Annotated in this window: 24 protein-coding genes and 1 tRNA gene; 11 read left to right on the top strand and 14 right to left on the bottom strand. The window is 65.1% G+C overall.

All coding sequences use genetic code 11. The features are described 5' to 3' along the window. Positions 1 to 227 precede the first annotated feature (227 nt). Both DM818_RS11590 and DM818_RS11585 read left to right on the top strand, forming a co-directional pair. The gene (locus DM818_RS11590) at positions 228 to 1,289 is read left to right on the top strand and encodes an NAD(P)/FAD-dependent oxidoreductase (protein WP_123124156.1); all 1,062 of its coding nucleotides are present in this window, start codon (positions 228 to 230) and stop codon (positions 1,287 to 1,289) included. 189 nt (positions 1,290 to 1,478) lie between these two features. After that, entirely contained in the window at positions 1,479 to 2,921 is a 1,443-nt protein-coding gene (locus tag DM818_RS11585; protein ID WP_123124157.1) for an amidase, read from the top strand. Here DM818_RS11585 and DM818_RS11580 read toward each other — a convergent pair. Further along, on the bottom strand, positions 2,918 to 3,256 hold the full coding sequence (locus DM818_RS11580; protein ID WP_075936579.1) for a 2Fe-2S iron-sulfur cluster-binding protein: 339 nt from the start codon (positions 3,254 to 3,256) through the stop codon (positions 2,918 to 2,920). The genes DM818_RS11585 and DM818_RS11580 overlap by 4 nt on opposite strands. Positions 3,257 to 3,349: 93 nt before the next feature. Between DM818_RS11580 and DM818_RS11575 the strand changes: the two genes are divergently transcribed. Together DM818_RS11575 and DM818_RS11570 are read left to right on the top strand one after the other, a co-directional pair. Then, positions 3,350 to 4,720 carry a geranylgeranyl reductase family protein gene (locus DM818_RS11575; RefSeq protein WP_075936580.1) on the top strand — a complete coding sequence of 457 codons (1,371 nt, stop codon included), beginning with the start codon at positions 3,350 to 3,352 and terminating at the stop codon, positions 4,718 to 4,720. A 47-nt stretch (positions 4,721 to 4,767) separates the two neighbouring features. Next, positions 4,768 to 5,439: a LysE family translocator gene (locus DM818_RS11570; protein ID WP_075938397.1), complete on the top strand. Its 672-nt coding sequence runs from the start codon at positions 4,768 to 4,770 to the stop codon at positions 5,437 to 5,439. Here the strand turns inward: DM818_RS11570 and DM818_RS11565 are convergent. Beyond that, a complete protein-coding gene (locus DM818_RS11565) occupies positions 5,436 to 6,131 on the bottom strand; it encodes an HD domain-containing protein (protein ID WP_075936581.1) in 696 nt (231 codons plus the stop codon). The two genes, DM818_RS11570 and DM818_RS11565, sit on opposite strands and share 4 nt — an antisense overlap. Positions 6,132 to 6,249: 118 nt before the next feature. Between DM818_RS11565 and DM818_RS11560 the strand changes: the two genes are divergently transcribed. Next, positions 6,250 to 6,966 (top strand): alanyl-tRNA editing protein, encoded by a 717-nt coding sequence (locus DM818_RS11560; protein ID WP_075936582.1) that lies wholly within the window; start codon positions 6,250 to 6,252, stop codon positions 6,964 to 6,966. Here the strand turns inward: DM818_RS11560 and DM818_RS11555 are convergent. The 8 genes from DM818_RS11555 to DM818_RS11520 form a co-directional block, all read right to left on the bottom strand. Next, positions 6,967 to 7,069, bottom strand: a tRNA-Gln gene (locus DM818_RS11555). 39 nt (positions 7,070 to 7,108) lie between these two features. Further along, a complete protein-coding gene (locus DM818_RS15195) occupies positions 7,109 to 7,447 on the bottom strand; it encodes an HNH endonuclease (protein WP_233571998.1) in 339 nt (112 codons plus the stop codon). Between the two features lie 463 nt (positions 7,448 to 7,910). After that, positions 7,911 to 8,357: a metal-dependent transcriptional regulator gene (locus DM818_RS11545; RefSeq protein WP_075936583.1), complete on the bottom strand. Its 447-nt coding sequence runs from the start codon at positions 8,355 to 8,357 to the stop codon at positions 7,911 to 7,913. After that, the gene (locus DM818_RS11540) at positions 8,354 to 8,836 is read right to left on the bottom strand and encodes a rubrerythrin (RefSeq protein ID WP_075936584.1); all 483 of its coding nucleotides are present in this window, start codon (positions 8,834 to 8,836) and stop codon (positions 8,354 to 8,356) included. The genes DM818_RS11545 and DM818_RS11540 overlap by 4 nt, the downstream gene beginning before the upstream one ends. A 216-nt stretch (positions 8,837 to 9,052) precedes the next feature. Beyond that, positions 9,053 to 10,324: a Fe-S cluster assembly protein SufD gene (sufD, locus tag DM818_RS11535; RefSeq protein ID WP_075936585.1), complete on the bottom strand. Its 1,272-nt coding sequence runs from the start codon at positions 10,322 to 10,324 to the stop codon at positions 9,053 to 9,055. Beyond that, positions 10,321 to 11,751, bottom strand: a complete 1,431-nt coding sequence (gene sufB / locus DM818_RS11530) for a Fe-S cluster assembly protein SufB (RefSeq protein ID WP_075936586.1) — start codon at positions 11,749 to 11,751, stop codon at positions 10,321 to 10,323. Before sufB ends, sufD begins: the two co-directional genes overlap by 4 nt. A gap of 32 nt (positions 11,752 to 11,783) precedes the next feature. Next, positions 11,784 to 12,698, bottom strand: coding sequence for an ABC transporter ATP-binding protein (locus DM818_RS11525; protein ID WP_075936587.1), 915 nt, complete (start codon positions 12,696 to 12,698; stop codon positions 11,784 to 11,786). Positions 12,699 to 12,800: 102 nt separating this feature from the next. Next, entirely contained in the window at positions 12,801 to 16,883 is a 4,083-nt protein-coding gene (locus tag DM818_RS11520) for a DNA polymerase domain-containing protein (protein ID WP_123124159.1), read from the bottom strand. 102 nt (positions 16,884 to 16,985) lie between these two features. Between DM818_RS11520 and DM818_RS15020 the strand changes: the two genes are divergently transcribed. Genes DM818_RS15020 through DM818_RS11510 form a run of 3 tightly spaced genes read left to right on the top strand, consistent with a single transcriptional unit; the run spans position 16,986 to position 17,976 of the window. Beyond that, positions 16,986 to 17,153, top strand: a complete 168-nt coding sequence (locus DM818_RS15020; RefSeq protein WP_172967062.1) for a DUF7331 family protein — start codon at positions 16,986 to 16,988, stop codon at positions 17,151 to 17,153. 44 nt (positions 17,154 to 17,197) lie between these two features. Then, a complete protein-coding gene (locus DM818_RS11515) occupies positions 17,198 to 17,566 on the top strand; it encodes a DUF7322 domain-containing protein (RefSeq protein ID WP_079988855.1) in 369 nt (122 codons plus the stop codon). After that, entirely contained in the window at positions 17,563 to 17,976 is a 414-nt protein-coding gene (locus DM818_RS11510; RefSeq protein ID WP_123124160.1) for a DUF7346 family protein, read from the top strand. Before DM818_RS11515 ends, DM818_RS11510 begins: the two co-directional genes overlap by 4 nt. Before the next feature lies 1 nt (position 17,977). On the opposite strand, the gene rad50 is transcribed toward DM818_RS11510, so the two are convergent. Both rad50 and mre11 read right to left on the bottom strand, forming a co-directional pair. Next, entirely contained in the window at positions 17,978 to 20,668 is a 2,691-nt protein-coding gene (gene rad50, locus DM818_RS11505; protein WP_123124161.1) for a DNA double-strand break repair ATPase Rad50, read from the bottom strand. Next, the gene (mre11, locus tag DM818_RS11500; protein ID WP_123124162.1) at positions 20,665 to 21,897 is read right to left on the bottom strand and encodes a DNA double-strand break repair protein Mre11; all 1,233 of its coding nucleotides are present in this window, start codon (positions 21,895 to 21,897) and stop codon (positions 20,665 to 20,667) included. Before mre11 ends, rad50 begins: the two co-directional genes overlap by 4 nt. 106 nt (positions 21,898 to 22,003) lie before the next feature. On the opposite strand from mre11, the gene DM818_RS11495 reads away from it, so the two are divergent. The 3 genes from DM818_RS11495 to DM818_RS11485 all read left to right on the top strand — a co-directional run bounded on the left by DM818_RS11495 (position 22,004) and on the right by DM818_RS11485 (position 24,911). Beyond that, positions 22,004 to 22,609: an NUDIX hydrolase gene (locus DM818_RS11495; protein WP_153952631.1), complete on the top strand. Its 606-nt coding sequence runs from the start codon at positions 22,004 to 22,006 to the stop codon at positions 22,607 to 22,609. Positions 22,610 to 22,677: 68 nt separating this feature from the next. After that, entirely contained in the window at positions 22,678 to 23,895 is a 1,218-nt protein-coding gene (locus DM818_RS11490) for an HD domain-containing protein (RefSeq protein ID WP_123124163.1), read from the top strand. After that, on the top strand, positions 23,892 to 24,911 hold the full coding sequence (locus tag DM818_RS11485) for an amidohydrolase family protein (RefSeq protein WP_075936594.1): 1,020 nt from the start codon (positions 23,892 to 23,894) through the stop codon (positions 24,909 to 24,911). The genes DM818_RS11490 and DM818_RS11485 overlap by 4 nt, the downstream gene beginning before the upstream one ends. Here the strand turns inward: DM818_RS11485 and DM818_RS11480 are convergent, their stop codons facing one another. Continuing rightward, positions 24,912 to 25,832 (bottom strand): biotin--[acetyl-CoA-carboxylase] ligase, encoded by a 921-nt coding sequence (locus DM818_RS11480; protein WP_075936595.1) that lies wholly within the window; start codon positions 25,830 to 25,832, stop codon positions 24,912 to 24,914. It lies immediately after the preceding gene. Between the two features lie 34 nt (positions 25,833 to 25,866). Beyond that, complete coding sequence (locus DM818_RS11475) at positions 25,867 to 26,040, bottom strand: hypothetical protein (RefSeq protein ID WP_153952630.1); 174 nt, start codon at positions 26,038 to 26,040, stop codon at positions 25,867 to 25,869. Between the last annotated feature and the right edge of the window lie 9 nt (positions 26,041 to 26,049).

The following is a 26,049-nucleotide window of genomic DNA, read 5'->3' as shown; positions in this document are numbered from 1 at the left end:
GCCAGTAATGTGGGTCCCTGCTCCTTCATGCTGGGTCTACCCTACAGTACGGACTATGTACATATAATCTCTCGGCTTGTAAATCTTTCTGACAGTAGACACGTCGGACGAGCGCGTGAACCCCGCTACCCCGCGAAATCAGCGGGTTCGTAGCTAACAGATTCGAGAGACAGTCGGTTACCGCCGACTCACATTGAAGTTATGGTTCCCCCAGACGTACGTACTGTATGTCCGACACAGCGGAGTACGAAGTGACGGTCGTCGGCGGCGGGCCGGCGGGTCTCACGACGGCGCTCTACACGACGCGGCTGGGCCACGACACCGCGATGATCAATCGCGGAGGCGGCCGTGCCGCGATGATGCTCGACACCCACAACGTCATCGGGGTTTCCGAGGAGACGAGTGGCAACGAGTTCCTACAGACCGCGCGCGAGCAGATTGAGGAGTACGGGGCCGACTACCACCAGGACTTCGTGAGCGACATCGAGCGCCGCGAAGACGGTCGCTTCGACGTGACCGCCGGCAACCTCTCGGTCGTCACCGAACACGTCGTGCTCGCGACCGGCTTCTCCGACGTGCGACCGGACCCGCCGCTCCCTCGAACGGGACGCGGCCTACACTGGTGTCTCCACTGTGACGCGTACATGTTCGTGGACCAGCCCGTCTTCGTGATGGGAACCGGCGAGGCAGCCGCGAAGGTCGCCATGATTATGCTGAACTTCACCGACGAGGTCGACCTGCTCACCCGCGGCGACGAGCCGGAGTGGAGCGACGAGACCGACCGCCAGCTCGCTGCCCACCCCGTCGACGTGGTCCACGAGGAGATCGAGTCGATGGAGAAAGGCGAGGACGGCTGGCTCGAATCGTTCACCTTCGCGGACGGGGAGACCCGCGAGTACCGCGGCGGCTTCCCGATGTACGGCAGCGACTACAACACCGCGCTGGCCGAGAAGCTCGGGGCCGAACTCAACGACGACGGCACCATCGCCGTCGACGACCACGGGAAGACCACCGCCGATGGCGTCTTCGCCGTCGGCGACATCACGCCGGGCCACAACCAGATTCCGACCGCGATGGGTGAGGGTGCCCGCTGTGGCATCCAGAACCACTACGACCTCCGCACCTTCCCGATGTCGCTCGACGACATCGAAGCACAGGGCGGCGACATCGAGCAGTCGGCCGCCCCCGGCATCTCGGAGGAGCTCCGCGCTCGCGCCCGCGAGCACAACGCCGAGGCCGCGGCCCCGCCGGTCGACCTCGACGAGGCCGCCGAACCGGCAGACGACTGACGGGTCGAGACACAGATTTTTGTTACATACCGCGGCCACACAGCCCGTGCGCTGACCAGTAGCGTGGTGCGTCCGACGGTCGCGAGACCACCGGTCCCGCCGGGGGCCGAGCGTGGCACGCGCACCACGGCGGCCGCCGCCTGCTCGCCCGGCACAACTGCTTAGTTACCGCTCTGTGACTCGGGCGACATGGACACGCGAAGTGCAGTGGAGATCGCCGAGGGCGTGAAGGCCGGCGACATCTCGCCGGTAGCACTGGTCGAGGAGATGCTGGCCCGTATCGAGGAGCGCAACGACCGCACGAACGCCTACGTGACGGTCATCGAAGACGAGGCACGCGAGGCCGCAGCGAGCGCCGAGACAGCGGCCGAGGCCGGGGAGGACCTCGGTCCGCTCCACGGCGTTCCGCTCGCACTAAAAGACCTCTACGCCCACAAGGCAGGCGTCCGGACGACGTTCGGTGCGAAGCCGTTCGCAGACCACATTGCCGACGAGGACGCGATCATCACCGAACGGCTCGAAGCCGCGGGAGCTATCGTCCTCGGGAAGACGAACACGCCGGAGTTCGGTCACAAGCCGCGGACCGACAACAAGCTCGTCGGCGCGACCGGGACGCCCTTTGCCCCCGACCGCATCGCGGGCGGCTCCTCCGGCGGGTCCGCCGCGGCGCTTGCCGACGGACTGGCGACGATCGCCACCGGCTCGGACGTGGGCGGCTCGCTGCGCGTCCCGGCCTCCTGTTGTCACGTCGCCAGCGTGAAGCCCTCGTTCGGACTCGTGCCCAACGGCTCGGGCATCGACACGTTCTCCTCGCACACCCCGACGGGCGTGACGGGACCGATGGCACGGACCGTCGAGGACCTCGCGGTCATGCTTGACGTGGTGGCCGGACAGGACGACCGCGACCCCTTCTCGGTCCCGACGGACGGGGGGTACCACGCGGCAGTAGAGACGGCGACGACCGACGTATCACTCGCGTACGCCTCCGACCTCGGCGGACTGTTCACCATCGAGGATGCCGTCTCTGAGCAGGTGGAGCGTGCACTCGACGCCGTCGAGAACGACGGAGCGACCGTCGAGACGGTCGGCGTCGACGGACCGTCGAAGGGCGACCTGAATCACGCGTTCTCGCTGCAGGCGACGGCGAAGTTCGCCACGCTCGCGGAGAACGTCGAGCGGGAGTACGGTATCGACCTCGCCGGCGAGCACGCCGACGACGTGTCGTCGTCGCTGCTCGCGACCATCGCGCTCGGCGAGGGTCACGACGCCGTCGAGCACAACGCCCAGAACGTCGTCCGGACGGCGATGTACGAGGCAATCGAAGCCGCTATCGGCGACCACGACGCGCTGGTCTGTCCCACGCTCGCAGTGCCTCCCTTCCCGCTCGAAGAAGACGACCCGACCGAGATCGCCGGCGAACCCGCGAACGGCACGCTCACCGACTGGTCGCTCCCGTGGGTGTTCAACGTCACCGGCCACCCGGTCGTCTCCGTCCCCGCGGGACTGACCGACGACGGGCTCCCGGTCGGCCTGCAGTTGGTCGGCAACCGCTACACGGAAAAACAGTTGCTCGCGACGGCACGGGCGTTCGAGCGGGCGAATCCGTGGCTCGACGCCTATCCGGATAGTTAGTCGTCGGCGAACGCGGAGCCGGCCTCTCCCGTCGCGGCGTCGTTCTCGATGCTCGGCGGGTAGACGCCGCGTTCGAGTTTCAGGTCAGATTTCGGGCGCGCCATGCAGGTGAGTGCGTACTCCTCGGCTTCCTCCTCCGTGAAGCCGCGCTTCTCGACGATGGTCTGTTCGACCTCACCGTCGTGAATCTTGGCCGTACAGGCCAGACACATGCCGACGCGACAGGAGTACTCCTGTGCGATACCCTCCTCCAGACACCGCGAGAGGATGGTCTCCGTCTCGGAGCAGGTAATCGTCTCGCCGGTGCCGACGAACTCCACGGTGTACTCGGTCATAACTGGGGTACGGCGAGTTACCTCAAAACTCTTTACCGACGCGTTCCGCCCCGCCTGAAAAGAGTTTTAGCCGTCCGGTCGCCAGAAGGGATAATGAGTACGCACACCGCCGATGTCGCAATCGTCGGTGCGGGCACGAGCGGCTGTTATGCCGCGACGACGCTCGCACGGGCCGGCTACGACACTGTCATCGTCGAGCGGAAAGACGAGCAGGAGGCCGGCCACATCGCCTGTGGTGACGCCCTGAAGGGCGCAAACAAGTTCCCCGAGGCGATTCCGAAGTCGGCGCTCGAACCCGCCTTCACCAACACTGACGTGGACCACGGTCGCTTCGAGGCCCCGAGTCAGGGCGTCGAGCTCGACATCCCAGTTCCCGGAGAGCTGGCCGTCATCGACCGCTACAAGTACGGTCGTATCCTCCTCGAAACGGCCGCCGACGCCGGCGTCGAGTTCCACTACGACACCGTCGTGCAGGACGTGACACAGGAAGACGGCCGCGTCACCGGCTTCACCGGTCGCCGGAAGGGAGAGCCGATTACCTACGAGGCCGAGATGGTCATCGACGGCGCAGGGGCTCTCTCCATCCTGCAGGACAAGGCCGACTTCTCCGAGGCGACCTTCGACACGAACGTCCGCTACTCGCAGTTCTCCTCCGCGTACCGCGAGGTCCTCGAAGTGGAGGAGCCGGTCGAGTGGGACGACGCGCTCGTGCTCAAGCCGACCAAGCGGTCTGCCGGCTATCTCTGGTACTTCCCGCGCACGCCGACCGAAATCAACGTCGGACTCGGGTTCCAGATGAGCGAGGAACCGATGAAGCTCGTCCAGGATCTGCGCGAAGACATCAGCAAGCGCCCCGAGTTCGAGGGCGCAGAGGTGAAAGACAAGCTCGGCGCGGCGCTGCCGACCCGTCGGACCTACGATTCTGCGACCGCGCCGGGGTACATCGCCGCCGGCGACTCGGCCGCGCACGTCAACCCGATTTCCGGCGGTGGTATCGCCGGTGCCGCCTACGCCGGCAAGTACGCCGCAGAGCAGGCGATGCACGCCATCGAGCACGACGCCGTCGGCGACGAGGATGAACTCTGGGAGTACAACACCAAGGTGATGGACCACTTCGGCGCGCGGTATGCGGCCCTCGACGTGTACAACATCTTCGCGATGGCAAACGGTATCGACGACCTGACCGCCCTCGCCGGCGTCATTCCCGGCGAGCAGATTGCGAACGCCCTCTACTCCGGTTCGTCGGGAATGTCGATTCCCCTCGCGATCAAGACCGCCTGGAAGGCACGCGGCCACCTCGACACCGTCTACGACCTCTACCAGACGAAGGGACTCGCCGACCGGCTGCTCGACCACTACGAGTCGTACCCCGACTCGCCGGCCGGTATCGCGTCGTGGCGGGCCGAACGCGACGCCATCATGGACGACGTGTACGCGAAGACCGGCGCGGAAGCGAAGTACTGACGCAGATACGAACTGTTTTTACTGCTGTCGTCATTCGACCCGTCGTGATAGACACCGTCGTCTCGCTGCTCGCCGGGATGGTGTTCGGTCTGGCGCTCGCTGCGCCGCCCGGCCCGATGAACGCCGTCATCGCCGAGGAGGCCGTCGTCCGTGGGCGACTCGCCGGCGCACGCGCGGGACTCGGCGCGGCGACCGCCGACTTCGTCTTCTTCCTGCTCGCTCTGTTCGGCGTCGTCACGTTCATCGAGCAGTTCCAGCGGCTTCGAGGGGTGATGGTTCTCGTCGGGGGGTGTCTCATGCTGTATTACGCCTACGGCGCAATCGAGGACGTACAGGATACCTACACTGGTGAGACGGCACCGGCAGAAGGGAAAGGCTTCCAGAAGGCGTTCGTCCTCGCGTTGACGAACCCCTACCAGATCGTCTTCTGGCTCACGGTCGGCGTCGGGCTACTCGAACCTGGACGCATCGACGTGCTCGCGGAGGCGTCGGCGTCGCTCGCGGGCGTTCTCGTCGTCGAGACGGGGTCGCCCGCGCTGCTCGTCGGACTGTTTGCGGGTATCGGTCTCTGGGTGACGGCGTTTCCGGCCGCGCTCGCGGCGGCGAAGGCACGCATCGACGCGCTCGCGCCGGTCGTCGCGTATCTCTCGGCCGCGGTGCTTGCCGGGTTCGGCTGTTACTTCCTCTACGACGGCACCGCGACGCTCGGACTGATTTAGCCGTCGATGGGCGTCTCGATGCGCTCCATCTCAGCGATTTCGGCTTCGAGCCACTCCTTGAACCACCGGACGCGCTTGAGCCGCTGGTGAGCGATCGACTCGGCAGTGTCGGAGACGATGCGCGCGACGGCGTCCTCACCGCGTTCGAGCACGCGGCCAACCATCTCGTTGGCGTCCATGTGCGTTCGGGCCTCGTACCCCATCCGGAGCAACATCAGCATCGTCCCGTTCGCACCGACCTTATCGAGCAGGTCGGCCTCCATCAGACACCGCGCCTCCAGTGGCACGTCGCGCAGGTCTCCCTGGAACGAGTGGTCGCGAACCGCGCCACACACCTGGTCGATGAACGAGTCGGGGTAGTCGCCGTGCGACTCCAGATACTGCCGGGCGATGTTCGCGCCGACCTCGGCGTGTTCGTCCTGGTCGGCCTCCAGCTTCGCAACGTCGTGGAAGATGGCCGCGACGCGGGTCACGTCCTCGTTTGCGCCCTCCTCGCGGGCAATGTGGCGGGCGATGCTCGTCACGTTGCGGATGTGGTTGAACCGGTACTCGGCGGAGTGCCACGGGTACCAGCGCATCCGTCCGCCCTCCTGTTCGGTCTCGACCGACGCCGCGAGATAATCGTGCACGAATCCGGCCATCTCCTCGAACTCCTCGTCCGTGACGGGGTTTTCCTGTATCTCAACACCCATCCCGGTCACCTCTGAAACGTCGAATAGAGCGGACGATAATCATCTTACCTGTACACAGGCGAGTGCGTCTATTCAGCGTTACGACAGGCTTGATACCCGTCGCGCCCCGTGTTCCGGTATGACCGACGCGCTGTATCTCGATTCCTCGGACACGCGCCGCTTCGAGGCGACCGTCGAACGCAGCCTCGACGACCGAGTCGTCCTCGACCGGACGCACTTCTATCCGGAGGGCGGCGGCCAGCCGGCAGACCACGGTACGCTCGCGACCGACGACCGCGAGTGGACCGTCACCGACGTACAGAAGTCAGATACTATCTACCACCGGGTCACCGGCGAGCCACCCGCCGAAGGTGCGGTCGTCACCGGAGCCATCGACGCCGAGCGGCGAGACACGCTAACGCGATACCACACCGCCCAGCATCTCCTTTCGGCGATACTGCTCGACGAGTACGACGCCCCGACCCGCGGCAATCAGATTTACACCGACTACGCCCGACTCGATGCGGCCTACGACCGATTCGACGAGACCGACCTCGCGGACATCGAAGCTCAGATGAACGCGCACGTCGAGGCCGACCGCGGCGTTCGGTGGTACACTCTCGACCGCGAGACGGCAGAATCCGAACTCGACCCGGAACGCACCCGCATCGAACTCCTTCCCGAGTCGATAACCGAGCTCAGAATCGTCGAAATCGACGGAGAAGACGGTATCTTCGACCGCACGGCCTGTGCGGGAACGCACGTCGAACAGACGGGTGACATCGGTGCAGTGGAGATTACGGAGCGAGAAAGCGCCGGCGCGGGGGAAGAGCGGATTCGCTTCGAGGTGGAGTGATAGTCCCGGGCAGATTCGAACTGCCGTCAACGGCTTTCTCCTGTGTCAGTCCACACTGAGCACATCCAAAGGCCGCTATGATTGGCCACTACACCACGGGACTACATTCTGGGGTAACTGCCTCTCGTACTATAGTCTTCTGTTAAATCTCGGGGCAGGGAAGCGAACCGGCTTCCACTTTCGGGTGACACGTTCGACAGAGACAGACGACGTTATCGAGGTGGTGAGCATCGTCTGGGTCCTCAAAAGTCCGGACCGGTGTGATGTGGTGAACGTCTGGGTTTTGCCCGAGTTCCTCTACTCCAGCACCGCAGTGTTGACAGGTGTGTTCGTCGCGTTCAAGCGCACGGGACCGAACCTGCCACCACGCTCCGCTGTAACTCCCTTCCTCAGCCACCCACTGATGGTGTGCTGGTCCAGTTCGGTTCTGTGACAGCCACGTAGACCGACAGTCGTGAGAACAGAACCGACCGCGGTTCATCGCCCCGTCGACAGCGGACGCCAGCAGTTCGAACGAGTCGCCACACTGTTCACAACTGAACGATTTCCGTGGCGCACGGCGTAGCTCGTGAGATGGTGTTCCCAGAAATGATTCGGTGTTTTCTACACAGTCACCACAGAACACGCCAGTTTTCTCCGACGGGTAGTATTCGAACGTTGACTCACAGTTGCGACAGGTCGCTTCGGTTTTTGCGTCCTTCCAGTTCCCGTTCTGTTGTCCCCTGCCAGTGTAGCACGACTTACAGTACGTGCGGCGTGACTTCGGGTCGTAAAATCGGTCACGGCAGCTCTCGCACGTCCGGTTGGGAAGTGGGGTCCCGTGCACTTTCGTGTGGTGTTGACGCATACCTTGTTCTGTTGCGAGCGAGCGATTACATGTCGGGCACTCGGAATTTGGCATATGTCAACTGGACAGTCTGCGCTGTGTGCAGGGACGAAGGATGTCAGTCGGCGGCTTCCGAACTCGGCAGTTCGGATTCGAGCAGCGAGCACATGTCGGCGTCGGCGTCGAAGCAGTCGGGACACTGCTCGGCGCGGTCGATGATCGTGTCCAGACGGTCGGCGACCGTATCATCGATGACCGACTCCAGTTGCTTGGCCTCCCCGCGGAAGGCGTCCTCCTCGACTTCGAGCACCTCGACGAGGAACCGCTCGATGATACAGTACGTTTCGAGAGCTTCCCGCGCTCGCATGATGCCCTCGTCGGTGAGCGAGACACCCTTGTACTTCTCGTGGTCGGCAAGGCCGCGCTCCTGGAGCTTGCCAATCATCTCGTTCGCGCTGGCCGGCGACACGTCGACGGTGTCGGCAATCGCCCCCGTCGAGGCCGGGCCGTCGGTCGCTTCTTGAATCAGATACACCGCTTTGAGATACTGTCGCTGTGTGTTCATCGTGTCTCCATCAGTTGGGTCACGTCTTCGACGCCGGCTTTCTCGTCCGCGCGAATCTCTCGGAGGGTGTCGAGCAGCGTCTCGCGCTCGATCGTGAACTCCACGCTCGACCCCTCGATTGCCTCGATGAGGTCGTCGTAGAACTTGTAGGCGGTCTCCTCGTTAGCGAGCTGGTCGTACAACACGCCGTCGGTGTCGGTGTCCGACTCGTAGCGGGCCGCAACGAGCTGTTCGATCTCCTCGTAGGCGACGGGGTCGGCGTCGAGCGCGTCGATGAGCGCTTCGAGTTCCCCGCGGTGGCGTGCCGACTCGGTCGCCGCGTGTTCGAGCAGCGTCTCGACCTCCTCGTCGCGCTCGTCCTCGCCGAGCGTTTCGTAGTGTTTCCCCGCCCGCGCCTCGATGACTTCCTCTAACACCATCCCAATCTGGAGGAGCCGCGCGAGCTGGTGGTCGTTGGCGACCGGATAGGAGAGACTCACCGCCGGTCCCTCCGTCGCCCGTCTGCCCCCGACAACGATACCTCGTACATACTGGCAGGTGAGAGAGGCGTCACAATAAGCCCTTCCACCTGTGTGGCAGGCCCACACAGTTCGGCGACGCCGGTCGCTGTGCGTGCAAAAATCGAGAGAGAAGCAGGAAATCACGCGCGGTCCGAGCCGCCGTGAGATCGTGTCCCCACGAGCAACCGGAACGCGTTACTCTCGGTTCGCGAGACGCTCGCGGACGAGCGCCCGGAAGTCGTCGCGCAGCTCGTCGACCTCGATTTCCTCGAGGACGGGGACGTAGAACCCCTCGACGAGCATGTTCTTGGCCGTCCGTTCCGGCACGGCACGCGAGGCCATGTAGAACATGTCCTCGTCGTCCACCTGGCCCACCGTCGCGGAGTGGGAGGCCTCGGTGTCGTGGTTGTTGATGATGAGCTTCGGAGACGCGTCGGCCTCGCTCTCGTCGGAGAGCATCAGCGTGTTCTCCCGCTGGTACGAGGAGGTGTTCCACGCGTCGCGACCGACGTCCTGGACGCCCTCGTAGACGGAGCGCGCCTCGTCGTCGATGACGCCACGCGTCACGAGGTCGGCCGTCGTGTTCTCGTTGCGGTGCCAGACCCGCGCGTCGATGTCGAAGTGCTGGTCCTCGTGGCCGTAGAAGGCGCCGACGATCTTCGTCTCGGAGCTGTCGCCCTCGAGGTGCGTCTCGACGCTCGACTTCGACAGTCGGGAGCCGGCGTTACAGTCGATGAAGTCCACCTGTCCGTAGGTGTCGGCGACGCCCTCCTTCAGCTGGTAGTTGTACGTCGTCTGGTCGAGGTTCTGGAGCGAGCCGTACTGGACGTACGCGTTCTCGCCCGCCGATACCTCGACGAGCCCGCTGTAGTAGCGGTTGCCCTCCACGTCGTCGCCCGTCTCTTCTCGCGGGCTCTGCCCGCTCGAACGGTCCGCGGAGCGTAGCTCCGCGCTATCCTGTCGTTCGAGCAGCGTCACGGACGACGACTCCTCGGCGACGACGAGCGTGTAGTTGAACAGCGAGCGGCTGTTCATCGTTGTGCGGACCTTCACGTCCTCCGCGTCGACCTTCTCGGGGACGTGAACGACCGTCCCCGTCGAGAACAGCGCCGTCGAGAGCGCGGTTAGGTAGTTCGTCTGCGGGTCGACGACGGAGCCGAAGTGTTCCTTGAGCAGGTCCTCGTGTTCGTCGACGGCCTCCGCGAAGGAGAGCACCTCGACGTCGTCGGGACCGACCTGATCTTTCTCCTCGGCCGCGTTGAGCGGGTCGACGAGCGAATCGTAATCGAGGTCCGAGAGGTCCGTCCACAGCCGCCCCGGCGTCTGGATGACGTCCGGGAAATCAAGCTCGGAGAGCGCATCGAGCGCGTCGAGTCGCGTCTCCAGCAGCCACTCCGGCTCGCCGAGTTCCTCGGAGAGCTGGCGGACCGTCGCCTCGTCGACTGAGGCGTGTACCTGCGTGCTCATCCGAGCGATCCCTCCATCTCGAGTTCGATGAGTCGGTTCAGTTCGACGGCGTACTCGATGGGGAGTTCCTCCGTAATCGGCTCGATGAAGCCGGCGACGATCATCTGCTTTGCGTCGTCGTCGTCGAGACCGCGCGACTGGAGGTAGAACACGTCCTCGTCGCCGATTTTGCCGACGGTCGCCTCGTGGGCCACGTCGACCTTCGACTCCTGAATCTCCATGTACGGCATCGTGTCGGAGGTCGACTCGTTGTCGAACATCAGGGCGTCACACTCGACGGACGTGGAGGAGTTCTCCGCGCCGTCGGCGATGTGGACGAGACCGCGGTAGTTCGTCCGGCCGCCGTCCTTCGAGATGGACTTCGACTCGATGGTGGATTTCGTGTTCGGCGCGTTGTGGTACACCTTCGCGCCGGTGTCGATGTTCTGCCCCTCGCCCGCGAAGGCGATGGTGATGTGGTTGTCGGTCGCGCCCGGACCCTTCAGCACGGACGACGGGTACAGCATTGTCGCCTTCGACCCCATGGAGCCGGAGACCCACTCCATCGTCCCGTCCTTCTCGACGATGGCGCGCTTGGTGTTGAGGTTGTACGTGTTCTTCGACCAGTTTTGCACCGTGGAGTACTGGACGTGTGCTCCCTCGCCGACGAACACCTCGACGCCGCCGGAGTGGAGATTGAAGTGGCTGTATTTGGGTGCCGAACAGCCCTCGATGTAGTGGACCTCGGAGTTCTCCTCGGCGATGATGAGCGTGTGCTCGAACTGGCCCATCCCCTCAGAGTTCATGCGGAAGTACGCCTGAATCGGCATCTGCACCGTCACGTCTTCCGGGACGTAGACGAACGAGCCCCCCGACCAGATTGCGCCGTGGAGCGCGGCGAACTTGTTGTCGCTGGCGGGGACGTTCTTCGTCATGAAGTACTCCTTGACGAGCTCTTCGTGCTCCTGGACGGCCTTGTCCATGTCACAGAAGACGACGCCCTTCTCCTCCCACTGCTCTTGCATGTTCTGGTACACAATCTCGGACTCGTACTGTGCACCGACGCCGGAGAGGGCGTTGCGCTCTGCTTCCGGAATGCCGAGCTTGTCGAAGGTGTCGCGAATCTCTTCCGGGAGGTCGTCCCAGTCTTCCGCGCCGCCGCGCGTCTCGATGTCCGGGCGGATGTACGGGACGATGTCGGCGATGTCGACCTCGGACAGGTCCGGCTGGCCGGGCCAATCCGTCGGCATCGGCATCTGCTGGAACTGCTTGAGGGCGCGGAGCCGGCGCTCCAGCATCCACTCGGGTTCGTCTTTGTCTTCCGAGATGACGCGGATCGTCTCCTCGGTCAGCCCCTTCTCCGTCTTGAAGGCGGACGACTCCTCCTTCTTGAACTCGAAGCGGGCCTCGGTCTCGGTCTCTTTGAGGTGGTCTTGATCTGAACTCATTGGTTAATGTTAGTGGTGGATACGTATGTGCGTTAGGCCGTCTCGTACACTTCCTCGCGGACCCAGTCGTACCCCTTCTCTTCGAGCTCCTTTGCGAGCTCTGCGTCGCCTTCCTTCACGACTTTCCCGTCGAGCATGATGTGGACGTAGTCCGGCTCGATGTAATCGAGGATACGCTGGTAGTGGGTGATCTGGAGGACGCCCGTGCCGACTTCATCGCGCAAGGCGTTGATGCCGTTGGCAACGTCCTGCAGGCGGTCGATGTCGAGCCCGGAGTCGATCTCGTCGAGCACCGCAATCGAGGGTTCGAGGATGGCCGCCTGCAGCACCTCGTTTTGCTTCTTCTCGCCGCCGGAGAAGCCGGCGTTGAGGTATCGCTGTGCGAACTTCTCGTCCATGTCGAGCAGTTCCATCTTCTCCTGGAGGAGCTGCTGGAACTCCGCGACGCCGACCTCGCCCTCGTCCACGTCACCTTCCATCGGGGACGTGTCGTAGCCGGCGTCCTCTTCTTCCTCGTCGTCGCCGTCGTCGTCCTCGAACAGCTCCTCGCGCTCTTCGATTTTCGCGTTGAGGGCCGTTCGCAGGAAGTTCACCATCGTCACGCCCTCGATTTCGGCGGGATACTGGAAGGCGAGGAAGATTCCGAGCGCGGCGCGCTCGTTCGGTTCGAGTTCGAGCAGGTCCCAGGTCAGGTCCTCCTCGTCGATGTCGATGTCGTCGTCCTCGAACTCCGCCTCGTTGAGGTGGAGCAGCACTTCCCCCTCGGTGACGCGATACGCCGGGTGTCCGGCGACGATTTTCGCCGTCGTGGACTTGCCCGAGCCGTTCGGCCCCATGAGCGCGTGAATCTCGCCCGAGGATACTTCTAGGTCGACGCCGCGAAGGATGGTCTCGCCACCCTCCTCGGCCACCTCTGCGTGGAGGTTGTTGAGTTCGAGTGTTGCCATTGGTAGAACAATAGGAAGGAGGGGAGAGACGCGGTTAATGCTTACGGGTGCGACCGCCGATATTTCGGCTTCGACAACTCTGTTTTGGATTTCGAAAACTCCTCACATGAAACTGCTGAGTCCAGTTTGCTCTTGGCCATCTCTGACCTCCTCCCACGACACGTCGAGCGACTCCAGAATCCGCTCAATCGGCCCGCGAAGCGTCTTTTCCAACATTTTGTCCCAGTCGACCTCGAAGGAATTCGGAACCTCGTCGGCGTACTCGAAGCAGATGACGTCAGGGTCGCGCTTGAATTCGCCGTACAGCGGGTCCCGCTGTGGGTCGAGTCCGAGTTCCTCCTCGGCGTGTGTCCAGAAGTCGGGATGCACCTTCTGGAGATACAGCCGCTTCGGCTTCGAGCCGCGCTGGAAGTTGGTTCCAAGCAGGAGGTTCGCGTACTTCGCACCGCGCACATGGGCGGTGTCCGTGTCGTAGGCGTCGAGCTTCTTCCCGATACCGCCCGGGATGCCGATGTCGTCCAGTGGCCGTTCACCCTTCTGGAATTCGGCGATGGTGTCGTGGACGTACTCCTTGACCCCCTCCACGTCGCCCTCGGTGACGATCATGTCGAGGACGTTCTTCTGGACCTCCTTCGTCACCGGCGCGATGTCCGACCGCTTGTACTCGAAGCCCGTGATGTCGATGTCGTCGACGTCTTTCCCCTCCTTCCAGATGATGTGGCCGGCGTAGCGTTTCTTCTTTCCCGCCTGGAAGAAGCGCCGGTACAGCTTCTCGAACTCGATTTGGAACCGGTGGAACTCCGCGTTGAGCTGTTCGAGGGCGAACTCATCGTACGATTCGTTGATAGCCGTTTCGAGCTCGAATCCCTTCTGTATCGTCGCCGCAACGGTCTCCAACTCCGCTTCGTCCATTTCGGGGTGTTTTGCCCGCATTTCGTCCGTGATAGCCACATCCCCGTCGACATCGTCCGGCGAGATCTCCCCAAGCTGTAGCATAACTGAGTCGGTGTCGCCGTAGGCAACCTCATATCCCTGATTCTGGACGACCTCGTCGGTGTACTCGATGACCTCTCGACCCGTCGCGGTGACGGCTGCACCCATCTCCTTGTCGTACAGGCGGAATCGATCCCAGCCGAGGACACCGTACAGCGATTGCCCGACGAACTGGAACGTCCCGTTTTGTCCAGCAAGCAGCGTGTGATTGTCTTTGACCGTAACACAGTATGCACCGTCGGTTGCGGTACTCGTTCCGCCGGAGCGGTGCATCCTGACGCTGTTGTTCGCGTTCTCCGTGCAGTAGATTCGCCACGACCCACTGTCGTAGTTGTAGTTCGCTGTTAGCCCGAGATGTGCACAGAGCCGGAGCACATCGTCGCGAAGTTGCTCACTGGAAGTCGTGTACCGCCAGCTGTTCTGCTGTCTGTCTCCGTCACCCGCGATCAGCGTATCGAGAAACGCACGCTTCTGCTCGTGGCAGAGGTCAAAGACGAAGTCGGGAATCCGCTTCTCGAAGCTGTTCTCACCAGCGATGGTTTCGAACCACTGACCAAGCAGTTGTGAGGTGAACTGATACCCGCTTCCGTCAACGTAGTAGTCGAACCCCATCCGATCGAGTAGCCTGCCGATTTTGGCGTGGTCACCAGTAGCCGTGTCGGCCACAATCCCACCGTCAGGGAGTGCATTCTGTGCAATCTGTACTGTCGTCGCCGACCCGCGAAGTTGCTCACCAAACTGCTTCTCCTCGGAGGTGTACACCGACCCTTCGGTGATGTACCACGCCAGCAGTTCGAGGAAGTCATCGCCGTCGTAGAACCGTGGAACCCACTTGCGGCCGCGCTCGGCGTGGACGTAGAAGTTCGAGCAGTGGTCGTCAAGATACTCTCGATGGCGTTCGAACGCTTCGGCCGAGAACACGTAGCCGGTGGTATCCTCGTCGGCTTTGTGTATCTTCTCTGGGTAGTAATCGAGCTCGCTCGCAAGCGTATGGCCGTGCACATCGTTGTCCGCCCAAACCTCATAGCCGCCGTCGAGTCGCTCGGTCAGGTCAACAGTGCCAAGTCGAGCTCCGTCAGGGCCTGTCCAATCGTGGGGAAGCTCGTAATGTGAACTCTCGTTCAGCTCACCAGCCTCAACGAAGCGGAACCCCTCCCACGACGCGCCGTTTTTATCGTCCTTCCGGACGAGCATTCGGTGGTTCGGCGTGACGCTGAAATCGATTTTACTCGTCTCGATATCGACCATCTCTCCACGATAGTCAGGGTACTCCTGTGTAGCAACGACAGGCTTCACCTCCATCTCCATTGTCTCCGGGTCGAGAGAGTATACCTCGTCACCGATTTCGAGGTTACGAATATTCTGGATACCGTTCGGGGTGAGCACATCCGTATCCGACGCAAAGCAGTTCATGATGACCTTCACGGCGGCCTGCTGTGAGTCGTAGCGCTTGTACTCGGCGTCCTCGGGGTCGTACTCGTCGCGGGCCGCCTTCTTGTTCTCGCGTTCGGTCAACAGCTCGTCGACCATCTCCCGGATGATGCCGTCCGGCTCCTTCCGGAAGTGGGTGCCGTTGGGGGCGCGGTACGTCTCCCCGTCGTACTCCGCGGGGTCGACCTTCGTCTCGGGGCTCGCGTTCGTCGTCACCATGCACATCGGATACAGCGACTTCAGGTCCAGCACGGTGACGTTCTCACGGATGCCCGAAATCGGGTCGAACACCGCACCGCCCTCGTAATCCTCGGACTCGACGGTCCCCTTCGACGGGAGCGCGAAGTCGCCGTGGACCTTGTGGAGGATGTAGAGGTCGACCGCGTCGCCGGGCGTCGTCGCGTCCTCCAGCTTACAGCCGACGAACGTCGCCACCTCGCTCCAGAAGGAGATGAGGTCGACCTTCTCGTCGATTTCGACACACAGCTCCACGTCCCGGAGATTGTACTCCAGCAGGCGGGCGGGGTCCTGCTCCCAGAGGTCGCCGATGTCGCCGGTGTACCGCTCTTTCCCGACGCCAAGTTCCTGTTCGGCGACGGCGTCAAGCCGGTAGGAGTCGAGTTCGGAGTACTGGCGGCGCTCATACGCGTACAGCAAATCGAAGACGACCCGCCCCTTGATGTTCGGGCCACCCCACCCGGAGTCCCACACCTCGTCGACGCGAGACAGCAGGTCCGACTCCAGGCCGAGTTCCTCCAGTCGGGCGACGTAGTAGGGGGCGTCGAAGTCGTCGAAGTTCCACCCCGTCAACACGTCGGGGTCCGTCTCCGCAAGGTAGTCGAGATAATCCTCGTGCATCGCCTCCTCGGTGTCGAACACCCGGAGTTCGGTGTCGGACTCGGCGTCGAAGAAGTCGAAGTCGATCGTCTCGGGCGCGGGGACGGTCGCGTCGGGGGCGTCGTAGAGCCACGCGACGTACTCACCGCGGTAGGAGTCGTGGCTCGTCATGCAGATGATCTTCTCCTCGCCGTCCTCCGGGAACCCCGACCGGTCGTCCACCTCGATATCGAAGGTGTGGACGCGCGGGTCGACGCTCAGGTCCGTCGGGGTAATCTGCTCGTGGTGGACCTTGACGCTCCCGTCCTCGGCACGCTGGTCGGGGACGCGGACGCCGGCGGTGATGTCCTTGTCGATGAGCAGGCGATTCGGGAAGAGGATGTCCGCCTCGTAGTGGTCGAACCGGTCGCGGAGTTGCCCCACGTCGCGGGGCGTCTGGCCGAACACCTTCACCAGGTCCTGTCCGCGGATGGACTCGTAGATGACGACCTCGTCGGCTTTCGGGTCATCGAGCGAGGGGTCGCGCTGGCCCTTCGTCTCGAGCCCGACGATTCGTTCCTCCATCAGGCGGTCGTCCTCGAAATCCGCCTCGCGGAGGGCACGCTCCCCGTCGGCAGGCTCGTGGTCGAGGTCGTCGACGGGCGTGTAGAAGTACGGCTGGAAGTCGAAGACGCGGATGTGTTCGGCCTCGTCGGCTTCGGTGCGGCCGAAGATGTGGAGCACGGGGTACTCGTCGTCGCCGAACCCCTCGACGGTGTAATCCACCTGCGTGACGCTCACCTCGACGGTGCCGTCGGCGTCGGGAAACTGGTACTCGGAGAGGTCGACCAGCTCGCCGACCTCGTCGCCCTCGGTGACGTGGCGGGCTTCCTCGACCTCCTCGCCGCCGCCGAAGTCGGCGAGCGTCGTCCCGGTAGAACTCATTGTGAGCGGTTGCCCCTCCGCCCCACTAAAGACATCGGTGAGCGCGGACGCAAATCACCGTGGCCGGAAAGCATATACCATGTCATGGTCTACCACAGATCGATGACCGAACTGCCGACCACGACGGACGCGGCCGAACCGACCCCAGAACCGACGGACCTCACCGTCGAGGCCTACGAGACGGAAGGCGGGGTCGTCTTCTACGACGCAGCGGAGCCGGCGGCGTGGCTCCAAGCGGACGAGACGCTCGACCTCGAGGAGATGCTCTAACCCCGACGACCAGCTTTTTCGCCCTCGACGGCCTCCATCAGGTAGTGAGCGACGAGCGCGACGCCGTCGAACAGCGGATGGAGGAGTTCGCCGACTCCGACGGAACGGAACACGAACCCGAGGAGTTCGACCCCGCTAGTCTCGGCCCCGATATCCCGTCCATCGACACCGGTGAGTCGGCGGGAACGACCGCCGACGCCGACGAGATGGCCGCCGACGTTGACGAGGAGTTGGCCCGCGGCTTCTTTTCCGCCGTGCTCCTCGCGAATCTCGGCCTGTTCGCGCTCGCGTTGGGTGCGCTGTTAGCGTACTTCCGGGGCCGGTACACCCTCGGCGGCGGCGCGATGCTCGTCGGCACGGTCGCGCTCGTCCGCACCTACCTGCTCGTCCGAAAACACGGGGGGAGCGAATGAGAGCCGTCGAACACGAGGGGAAGCGGTATCTGCTCCTCACGAAATCCGGTGACTCCTCGCGCGTCCGTGACCCCGAGACCGGCGACCAGCGGTACGTCCCGACCGAGGAGCTGACGATGCTCGACGCCGACCCGCTGGAGACGGCCGCGAGCGCAATCCCCGACCCCGTGCGACGACTCGTCCGCGCCGCCCACGACGACCAGATGCTCGGTCTCGTCCTCGAACTCCGAGCGAAGCCCCGTCCCGCCCGGGAACTGATGGACGCCTACTCGCTGTGTGAGTCGGACGCGCTCGGACTCGTCACCGAACTCCGGGCGGCTGGGCTGGTCGAGGAGACCGTCGTCGCCGGCGAGCGCGGCTACCAGCTCACCGAGACTGGCGAGCAGGCGGTCGAGACGCTGCTCGAATAGCTCAGTTGAACGCGGCGAGAGCAGTCGCGTCGGCCGCGTCCCGGCGCTCGACGGACGACCGATTCGTCGTCGAGTCTTTCTCCACCGTGACGAGTTCGTCCGCCGCGGTCACGAGTTCCTCGTCGTGGCTAACGACGAGAATCTGGGCCACGCCGAGGTCGGTCATCGACTCGATGAGATCCACGAGCTTCGAGACGTGGCCCGAATCGAGGAACACCGTCGGCTCGTCGAGGATGAGCGGCGGAAGCGGCGCGGCCCCGTCGATACCTTCCGCCAGCAGCCGGTAGATGGCACACCGCAGCGAGAGGTTGAAGATGGCCCGCTCACCGCCCGACAGCTGTTCGGGGTCGAGCGGGTCGCCGTCCTTCTGGTACACCGTCAGCGCGTACTCGCCGTCGAGCTCGATGTGCGAGTAGGCGTCGTTCTCGTAGATGAGGTCGAACGTCTCGTTCAACATTCGTTCGAGCTTCTGGACGTTCTGCTGGCGAAGCTCAGCACGCAGGTCCGCGTAGGTGGTCTGGAGCCGCTCGGTCTCCTCGTACAGCTCGTCCAGCCGGGCGACCGTCTCGGCCAGCTGCTCGCGCCGCTCGCGCAGCGACTCCAGCTCCGCGATGCTGTTCTCGACGGCACCGATGTTCGCCTGAAGCTCGTCGCGTTCGGCTTCGAGTCGGTCAAGCTCCGGCTCCACGTCGTCGAGATACTCCTCGGCGTTCTCCTTGCGCGATTTCGCGTCCGCGATGGCGTCGTCGTCGACCCGTGATTCGAGGTCGTCGCGCCGCTCGCGCTTCTCGGCGAGGCGTTCGTTGCGAAGCTCGTTCTGCTCGGCGAGGTTTCGTTTGCGCTCGCGCAGCGTGTCGAGTTCGTCCGACAGCGATTCGATGCTCGCGAGCGCGTCCGACAGCGACTCGACGCGCTCGATCTGCTGTTTCAGCTCCGCGGCCTCCGCGTTGAGTTCACCCATCTGCTCGCGGGCCGCCGCGGCCTGTTCGTCGGCCTCGCTCGCCGCCTCGCGCTTCTCGTCGGCCTCGTCTTCCAGTTCGGCCGCCTCCTCGCGCAGCGTCTCGATTCGCTCTTCCGTCTCGGTGACGCCGCTCTCGCGTTCCTCGACCAGCGTCTCCAGCTGGTCGCGCTCGTCGCGCAGTCGGGTGAGCTCCTCCGCGGCGTCGGCGAGCGACTCCGCCCGCTCCAGCTTGGTTTCGAGGTCGTCGCGCCGCTCTCGGAGTTCGTCCACGTCGGTCTCCAGTCGCTCGACCGCCTCGCGCTCCTCGTCCAGCGTCTCGACGTGTGGCGCACCGTCGACCGACTGGCCGCACTCGGGACACTTGCCCGCGTCGAGCAGGTCCTCGGTTTCGGCGAGCGTCGCGCGGGCGTTCTCCAGTTCGGTCTTCGTCGTCGCCAACTCCTCGCGACACGCCGTCAGCTCGTCCGCGACCGACTCGCGGTACGCATCCGTCTCGTCGGGGTCGACCGGGGCATCCTCGAAAGTGGCGCTCGTCTCCTCGATTTCCGTCTCCAGCGTCTCGATTTTCTCGCGGGTCTGCGCGACTCGTTCGCGGGTAGCTTCGAGGTCGGCTTCGAGGTCTGCGGCTTCCGCTCGCTTCTGCTCGGCCTCGGCGTCGAGTTCCGTCGCGCGCTCGCGTGCGGTCTCGGCTTCCGTGTCGTACTGCTGGATTTCGAGCCGCTGGTCGTTGAGCCGCTCCTGTAGCTGTTCGCGCTCCTCGCGCAGCGCGTCGAGGCGGTCGGACAGCGTCTCGCCGTCGATCTCATCGAGCGGAGCGTCGATGTCCGTCTCCGCGAGTAGGTCACCGGCTGTCTCGCGTTCGTCCTCCCGTTCCTCGCGAATCTCGGCGATTCGGTCCCCCATCTCGCCGCGCGTTTGCTCCGTCTCGCGAATCTCCTCGGTCAGCGACTCGATGTCGCGCTCGATTTCGGCCAGCTCCTCGCGGCGCTGTTCGTACTCGTCGAGTATCTCCTGGGCAGCGTCGTACTCGGCCTGCGCGCGCTCGCGGTTCTGCTCGTAGCTGTCGATTTTTTTCCGCACCTCCGCGAGGTCGCTCTTCAGCGCGTTCAGTTGGTCGTGGTACTCCTCGTTTTCCTTCTGTTCGATTTGGCTATCGAGGTCATCGAGCGCGCCGCGCTTGCTGTCGCGCACGCGGCCGACCCCGACGCGAGCGTCGGATGCGCGTTCGCGGTACTCCTCCAGCTTTCCGAGCTGAAGCAGGTCGTCGATCATGTCCTGTCGCTGGCTCGGCGAGGCGTTGATGAGCTTGTTCACCTCGCCCTGCCGGACGTACGCGCAGTTGACGAACGCCGAGGCGTCCATCCGGAGGAGGTCGGTGACGGCGCTGCGCACGTCGCGTGCTCCCTCGATGGTCTCCTCGTCGCCCTCCAGCACGCAGGTCGTCGTCTGGACGCCGTCGCCCCGCTGTTTGAGTTCGCGCTTGATGTGGTAGTGACCGCCGTCGTGGGCGAACCACAGGTCGACGGACGCCTCCTCAGCGCCGATGGTGACCAACTCGTCGAGCGTCTGGTCGAGGGCGCGCGCCCCGTAGAGCGCGAAGAAACACGCCTCAAGCAGCGACGACTTGCCGGAGCCGTTCAGCCCGTGGATGACGGTCACACCAGGCGACAGTTCGAGGTCGGTGTCGGCGTAACACTTGAAGTTCGAGAGCCGGAGCCGTTCGAACCTCACTGAAACTCACCCATCGAGGCCTGCCCATCGGCTCCCGCTTGCTCCGTCTGCTCGCCTGTCCCGTCTTCGGTCGACTGTTCGGAGTCTTGTTCGGTAGCATCGCCCGGCAACGCCGCGAGGTCGCCGTCGTCGACGAGGTCGGCGACGCGCGATTCCACCGTGTCGGCGACGTTCGAGTCGGCGAGCTTCGAGGCCCGGACGGTCTCGTCGATGTCGCGGGCGGCCTCGGAGAGTTCCATCTCGCGGAGCCGGTCCTCGACCGCGTCGTCGGGGTCGGCGAAGGAGACTTCCACCTCCCCCGATTCGGCGGTGTACTCGCGACGGTCGCGGACGCGGGCCGTAAGCGCCCCGCGATCGGCGATGAACGACTCCACGCGGGCGGGGGCAATCTCCTCGCCCTCGCCTTCGATGGAGACGATGACGACCGCGTCCTCGAGGTCGTGTTGGGCGACCTGTTCGCGCACCCGGTCGAGTCCCTCGCCCGGCCCGAGGTCGACGGTGACGAAGACGAACTCGCGGGTCGGGATGCCGCGGCGGGAGATGCGGGCTTCGCCGTCCGCGAACTCGACGATGTTGTAGCCGCGTTCGGCCTCCTCGCTGGCGGAGGCGCGTTCGGTCGACCCGCAGTAGGTGACCCAACAGCCGTCGAGTTCGACGCGCTCGGGCGTGTGTTCGTCGCCGAGCAGGAAGGCGTCGAAGCCGACGTTCGCGGCGTCGAGCACCTCGGCGGCGTCCCAGTCGACGTTGCCGTAGTCGGGGACGAGCGGCTCGAACAGCCCGTGGGAGACCAGTGCGGCGTGGTCGGCGTCGTGCGGCTCGAACTGGTAGTCGAGGTCGTCTCGCTTGGCGCGGGGAACGAAATCCAGCCCGTAGAAGGCCGTGTCGCCAACGACGGTCGGTGAGTCGTCGAGGCGAACGACGAGTCCCATCGACTCGAACAGGTCGAGCCACTCGCCGTCGCGGGTCGTCTCGTGGTTGCCGACGACGGCGAGGAAGGGGATGTCGGCGTCGGAAAGCGTCCGGAGCACGTCGATGGTGCCGAGCAGGTCGGCGAGTCCCGGCTTCCGGTCGTGGAACAGGTCGCCGGCGTGGACGACCGCGTCCACCTCGTCTGCGACGGCGTCGTCGGCGACGCGCTGGAACGCGTCGAGGAAGTCCTGCCGCCGCTCCGGCAGGTGGTACTGCCGGTAGCCGAGGTGGGTGTCGCCAGTGTGTATCACCCGTGTCATGGCTCGGATTTCTGGCTCCCGCGATATAGGGGTGTCGCGACCGGAGCGAAAGTGAAACGCTCGCCCGCGCCGGGTGACTTATGTCCCGGCCACACGACCAGCGGGTATGGACCTCGCGCTCGACGCGGTCGCCGCCCACACCCCCGTGACGGCGATGACGGAAGAGCGGGAGGCGGCCGTCGTCGTCCCCATCGTCGAGCGCGCCGGCAGCGAGTATCTGCTCTTCATCAAGAAGGCCGACCACCTCGGCGAGCACGCCGGCCAGATGTCGTTTCCCGGCGGCGGGCGCGAGCCGTCCGACGAGGACCTCTACGCCACCGCGCTCCGGGAGGCGCGCGAGGAGGTCGACATGCACACCGACGCCGTCGAGTACGTCGGCCAGCTGGACGACATCGCGACGGTTTCCGGATACGCCGTCCGGCCGTTCGTCGTCCGCGCGCCCGACCAGACGTGGGTGCCGGACGACCGCGAGGTAGCCGAAGTCGTTCCGTTACCCGTCGAGGAGCTCGTCGACCTCGACAACTACGAGAGCGAGGAGCGAGACCACCCACAACGCGGCAACGTCCGACTCCACTTCTTCCACGTCGACGGCTACACCGTCTGGGGGGCGACCGGCTGGATGCTCGTCCAGTTTCTCGAACTCGCGACGGCGTGGCGACAGCCGGCCGAGCCGGACCGGGTCGTCGACCCCGACGCCGAGTTCCCGGTCTGAGACGACGTTTTTTACCGAAAGCCGACCGAACCGCGACGTATGAGCGCGACCGACGCGGAGGGAGTCCGATGAGCAGTATCAAGGACTCCGTCCACGACCACATCGCCGTCGAGGGTGTCACGGAGGACCTCCTCGACACGCCCGCCCTCCAGCGGCTCCGCCGTATCACGCAGTTGGGAACCGCCTCGTTCGTCTACCCGAGCGCGAACCACACCCGCTTCGAGCACTCGCTCGGCGTCTACCACCTCGCGAACGAGGCGCTGGGCCACCTCGGCATCGAGGGGCCGCAGGCCGAGCGCGTCCGCGCGGCCGCACTGCTGCACGACATCGGTCACACCCCCTTCTCGCACAACACCGAGGACGTGCTCGAACGCGAGGCCGGCAAATCACACGACGACGTGCACGACCTCATCCGCGGGAGTCCGGTCGAGCGCATCCTCGTCGGCCACGACATCGACCCCGACCGGGTGGCGGACCTCATCGCCGGCGACGGCGAACTCGGCCAGCTCGTCTCCGGGGAACTCGACGTGGACCGGATGGATTACCTGGTTCGGGACGCCCACCACACCGGAGTGCCGTACGGCACTATCGACCACGGCCGGCTCGTGCGCGAGCTTCGGCTCGTCGGCGGCGAACTCGTGCTCGCCGAGGGGAACGTCCAGTCGGCCGAGTCGCTGCTGTTGGCACGCGCCCTGATGAACCCGACCGTCTACTCCCACCACGTCGCCCGCATCTCGAAGGCGATGCTCCGGCGAGCGACCGACGAACTCGTCGGCGAGGTGCCAGTCGAGACGTTCCGGCGCTGGGACGACTACGAGCTGATGGTCGCGCTTCGAGACGAGCCGGCCACCAGCGAGTACGCCCGCCGGCTCGACGAGCGCGACCTGTTCAAGCGCGCCGTCTGGGCGGAGTACGCCGACGTGCCCGACGAGTACATCACCGCCGACTTCGAGCAGCGGCAGGCGTGGGAGCGTGACATCGCCGCCCGGGCCGGCGTCTCGCCCGACGACGTGATTCTCGACGTGCCCGGCGAGCCGAGCATGAAGGAGTCGAGCACGCAGGTCGTCGTCAACGGCGAGGTGCGCGAACTCGGCACGCAGTCGACGCTCGTGAGCGCGCTCCAGACGGTCCAGCGCGAGCAGTGGCGGCTCGGAGTGTACGCACCCGCCGACGAGACCGACGCGGTCGGCGTCGCCACGGAGGACGTACTCGGCCTCGACCTCGACGCGCTCGTCGTCGACGTGCGACAGGGAATCCACCAGACGCTCGACGAGTACGGCGCATGACGGAGACCCACGAGGGGCTTGTCTTCCGCGGCCCCGAGTTCGAGCCGGTCGAGGGGCGCGTCGTCGTCGAGGACGGAACCATCGCGAGTATCGAGGCGGCCAGCGTCGAGCGCGACGACTGGATTCTGCCGGCGTTCGTGAACGCCCACACCCACATCGGCGACTCGATCGCGAAGGAAGCCGGCCGCGGCCTCTCGCTGGACGAACTCGTCGCGCCGCCGGACGGGCTCAAACACCGACTCCTGCGAGAGACGCCCCGCGAGGAGATGGTCGCGGCGATGCGTCGCTCCATCGCGTTCATGCGCGAGGCGGGTACGGCGACGTTCCTCGAGTTCCGCGAGGGCGGCGCGGAAGGCGTGAGCCGACTCCACGACGCGGCCCGCGACAGCCCTGTCGAGCCGGTCGTCTTCGGGCGCGAGGAGGTCGCCGCGATGGCTGCGGGCGACGGCTTCGGAGCCAGCGGCGCACGGGACAACGAGTTCGGTTCAGCGCGCAAAGCGACCCGCGAGGCCGGCAAGCTGTTCGGCATCCACGCGGGCGAGCGCGACAGCCAGGACGTGGACGCCGCGCTCGCGTACGACCCCGACCACCTCGTCCACATGGTGTACACGACCCCCGACCAGCGCGAGCGAGTCGCCGACGCTGAGATTCCCATCGTCTGTTGTCCCCGGTCGAATCTCGTCACCGAGGTCGGACTACCGGCGTTCGAAACGCTGGCCGAGACGACGATGCTCGCGCTCGGCACCGACAACGTCATGCTCAACTCCCCGAGTATGTTCCGCGAGATGGAGTTCACGGCGAAACACTCCACGCTGCCGGCTCCCGAGATTCTTCGGATGGCGACGCGCAACGGCGCGAAAATCGCCGGCAAGGAGCACGGTCTCATCGAGGAGGGGCGACCCGCGAAGCTCCAGCTGCTCGACGGCGACAGCCACAACCTCACCGGTTCGTGTGACCCCGTTCGGGCGGTCGTGCGACGGGCCGGCGTGAGCGACGTGCGCGACGTGGTTCTGTAGCTACTCGCGCGGCCGGAGGTGTTCGCAGTCGCCGGCGGTCACTCGGCGCACGCCGTCGTCGGTCTCCACGAGCAGCGTCCCGGGAAACTCGACGTCGATAGCTTCGCCTTCGATGGTTTCGCGGGGCGTCTCGACGCGCACCTGCTGGCCGAGCGTGACCGCGCGCTCGCGCCACGCCGGGACGATGGACTCCACGTCGTCGGTGAGTTCGGCAAAGCGGTCGACGATGCTCGCGAGGAACTCCCGGCGCGTCACGGGACCCACCTCGCTCTCGATGCTCGTCCCGCGAGGGAGGTCGGCGGGGTCGACGTTCGCGTTCGCGCCGATGCCGACGACGAGCCACGAGACGCGGTCGGCCTCGCCTTCCATCTCGGTGAGGATGCCCGCGAGCTTCCGTCCGTCGACCTGCACGTCGTTGGGCCACTTGATGCCGGCGTCGACTCCCGCGTCGCGGGCGGCGTCGGCCACGGCGACGGCCGCGGCGAGGGTGTACACCGGCGCGTGTGCCGGCGGGAGGTCGGGCCGGACGACGAGCGAGGCGTACACACCGCCGTCAGGAGATTCCCAGTCGCGGTCGAGCCGGCCCCGGCCGCCGGTCTGTCGCTCGGCGACGACGACCACGTTCTCCGCACCTTCGCTCGCGCGGTCGCGGGCCGTCGCGTTCGTGGACGCGAGTTCGTCGTGGTACTCCACCTCGAAGTCGGCGTCGAGTTCGAACGCCGTCGCCGCGCCGCCGAACTCCGGAACCGCGGCGAGCGTGTAGCCGTCGTCGGTGTCGCGAATCTCGAATCCCGCCTCGCGAAGCGTCTCGACGTGATTCCAGACGGCCGCCCGCGAGATGTCGAGTTCGGAAGCGAGCGTCGGCCCGGACACTGGGCCGTCGGCGAGGCGGTCGAGAATCAGCGCGCGCGTCTCCTGCATACCCGCAATCGGCTCCGGGGTGACTTCAGGGTTGTCAGGCGGGCCGAACGAACAGCCAGCCGAAGACGGCGAGCGCGAGACCGGCGGCCAGCCCGGTCGTCACACCGAGGCGTGGCTCGCCGATGGAGATGCCGAAGGCGGTCGAGACGGCGACGCCAGCGAGAAAGAAGACGCCGGCGCGAGACGGGCCGGTGTCGAGTAGTCCCATTGCTGTGCG

Origin of the sequence: Halosegnis longus, assembly GCF_009663395.1 — an archaeon.
In the GTDB taxonomy this organism is placed as follows: domain Archaea; phylum Halobacteriota; class Halobacteria; order Halobacteriales; family Haloarculaceae; genus Halosegnis; species Halosegnis longus.
The sequence above is the reverse complement of the archived record's forward strand: the minus strand, read 5'-3'. Positions and strand labels throughout refer to the sequence as shown.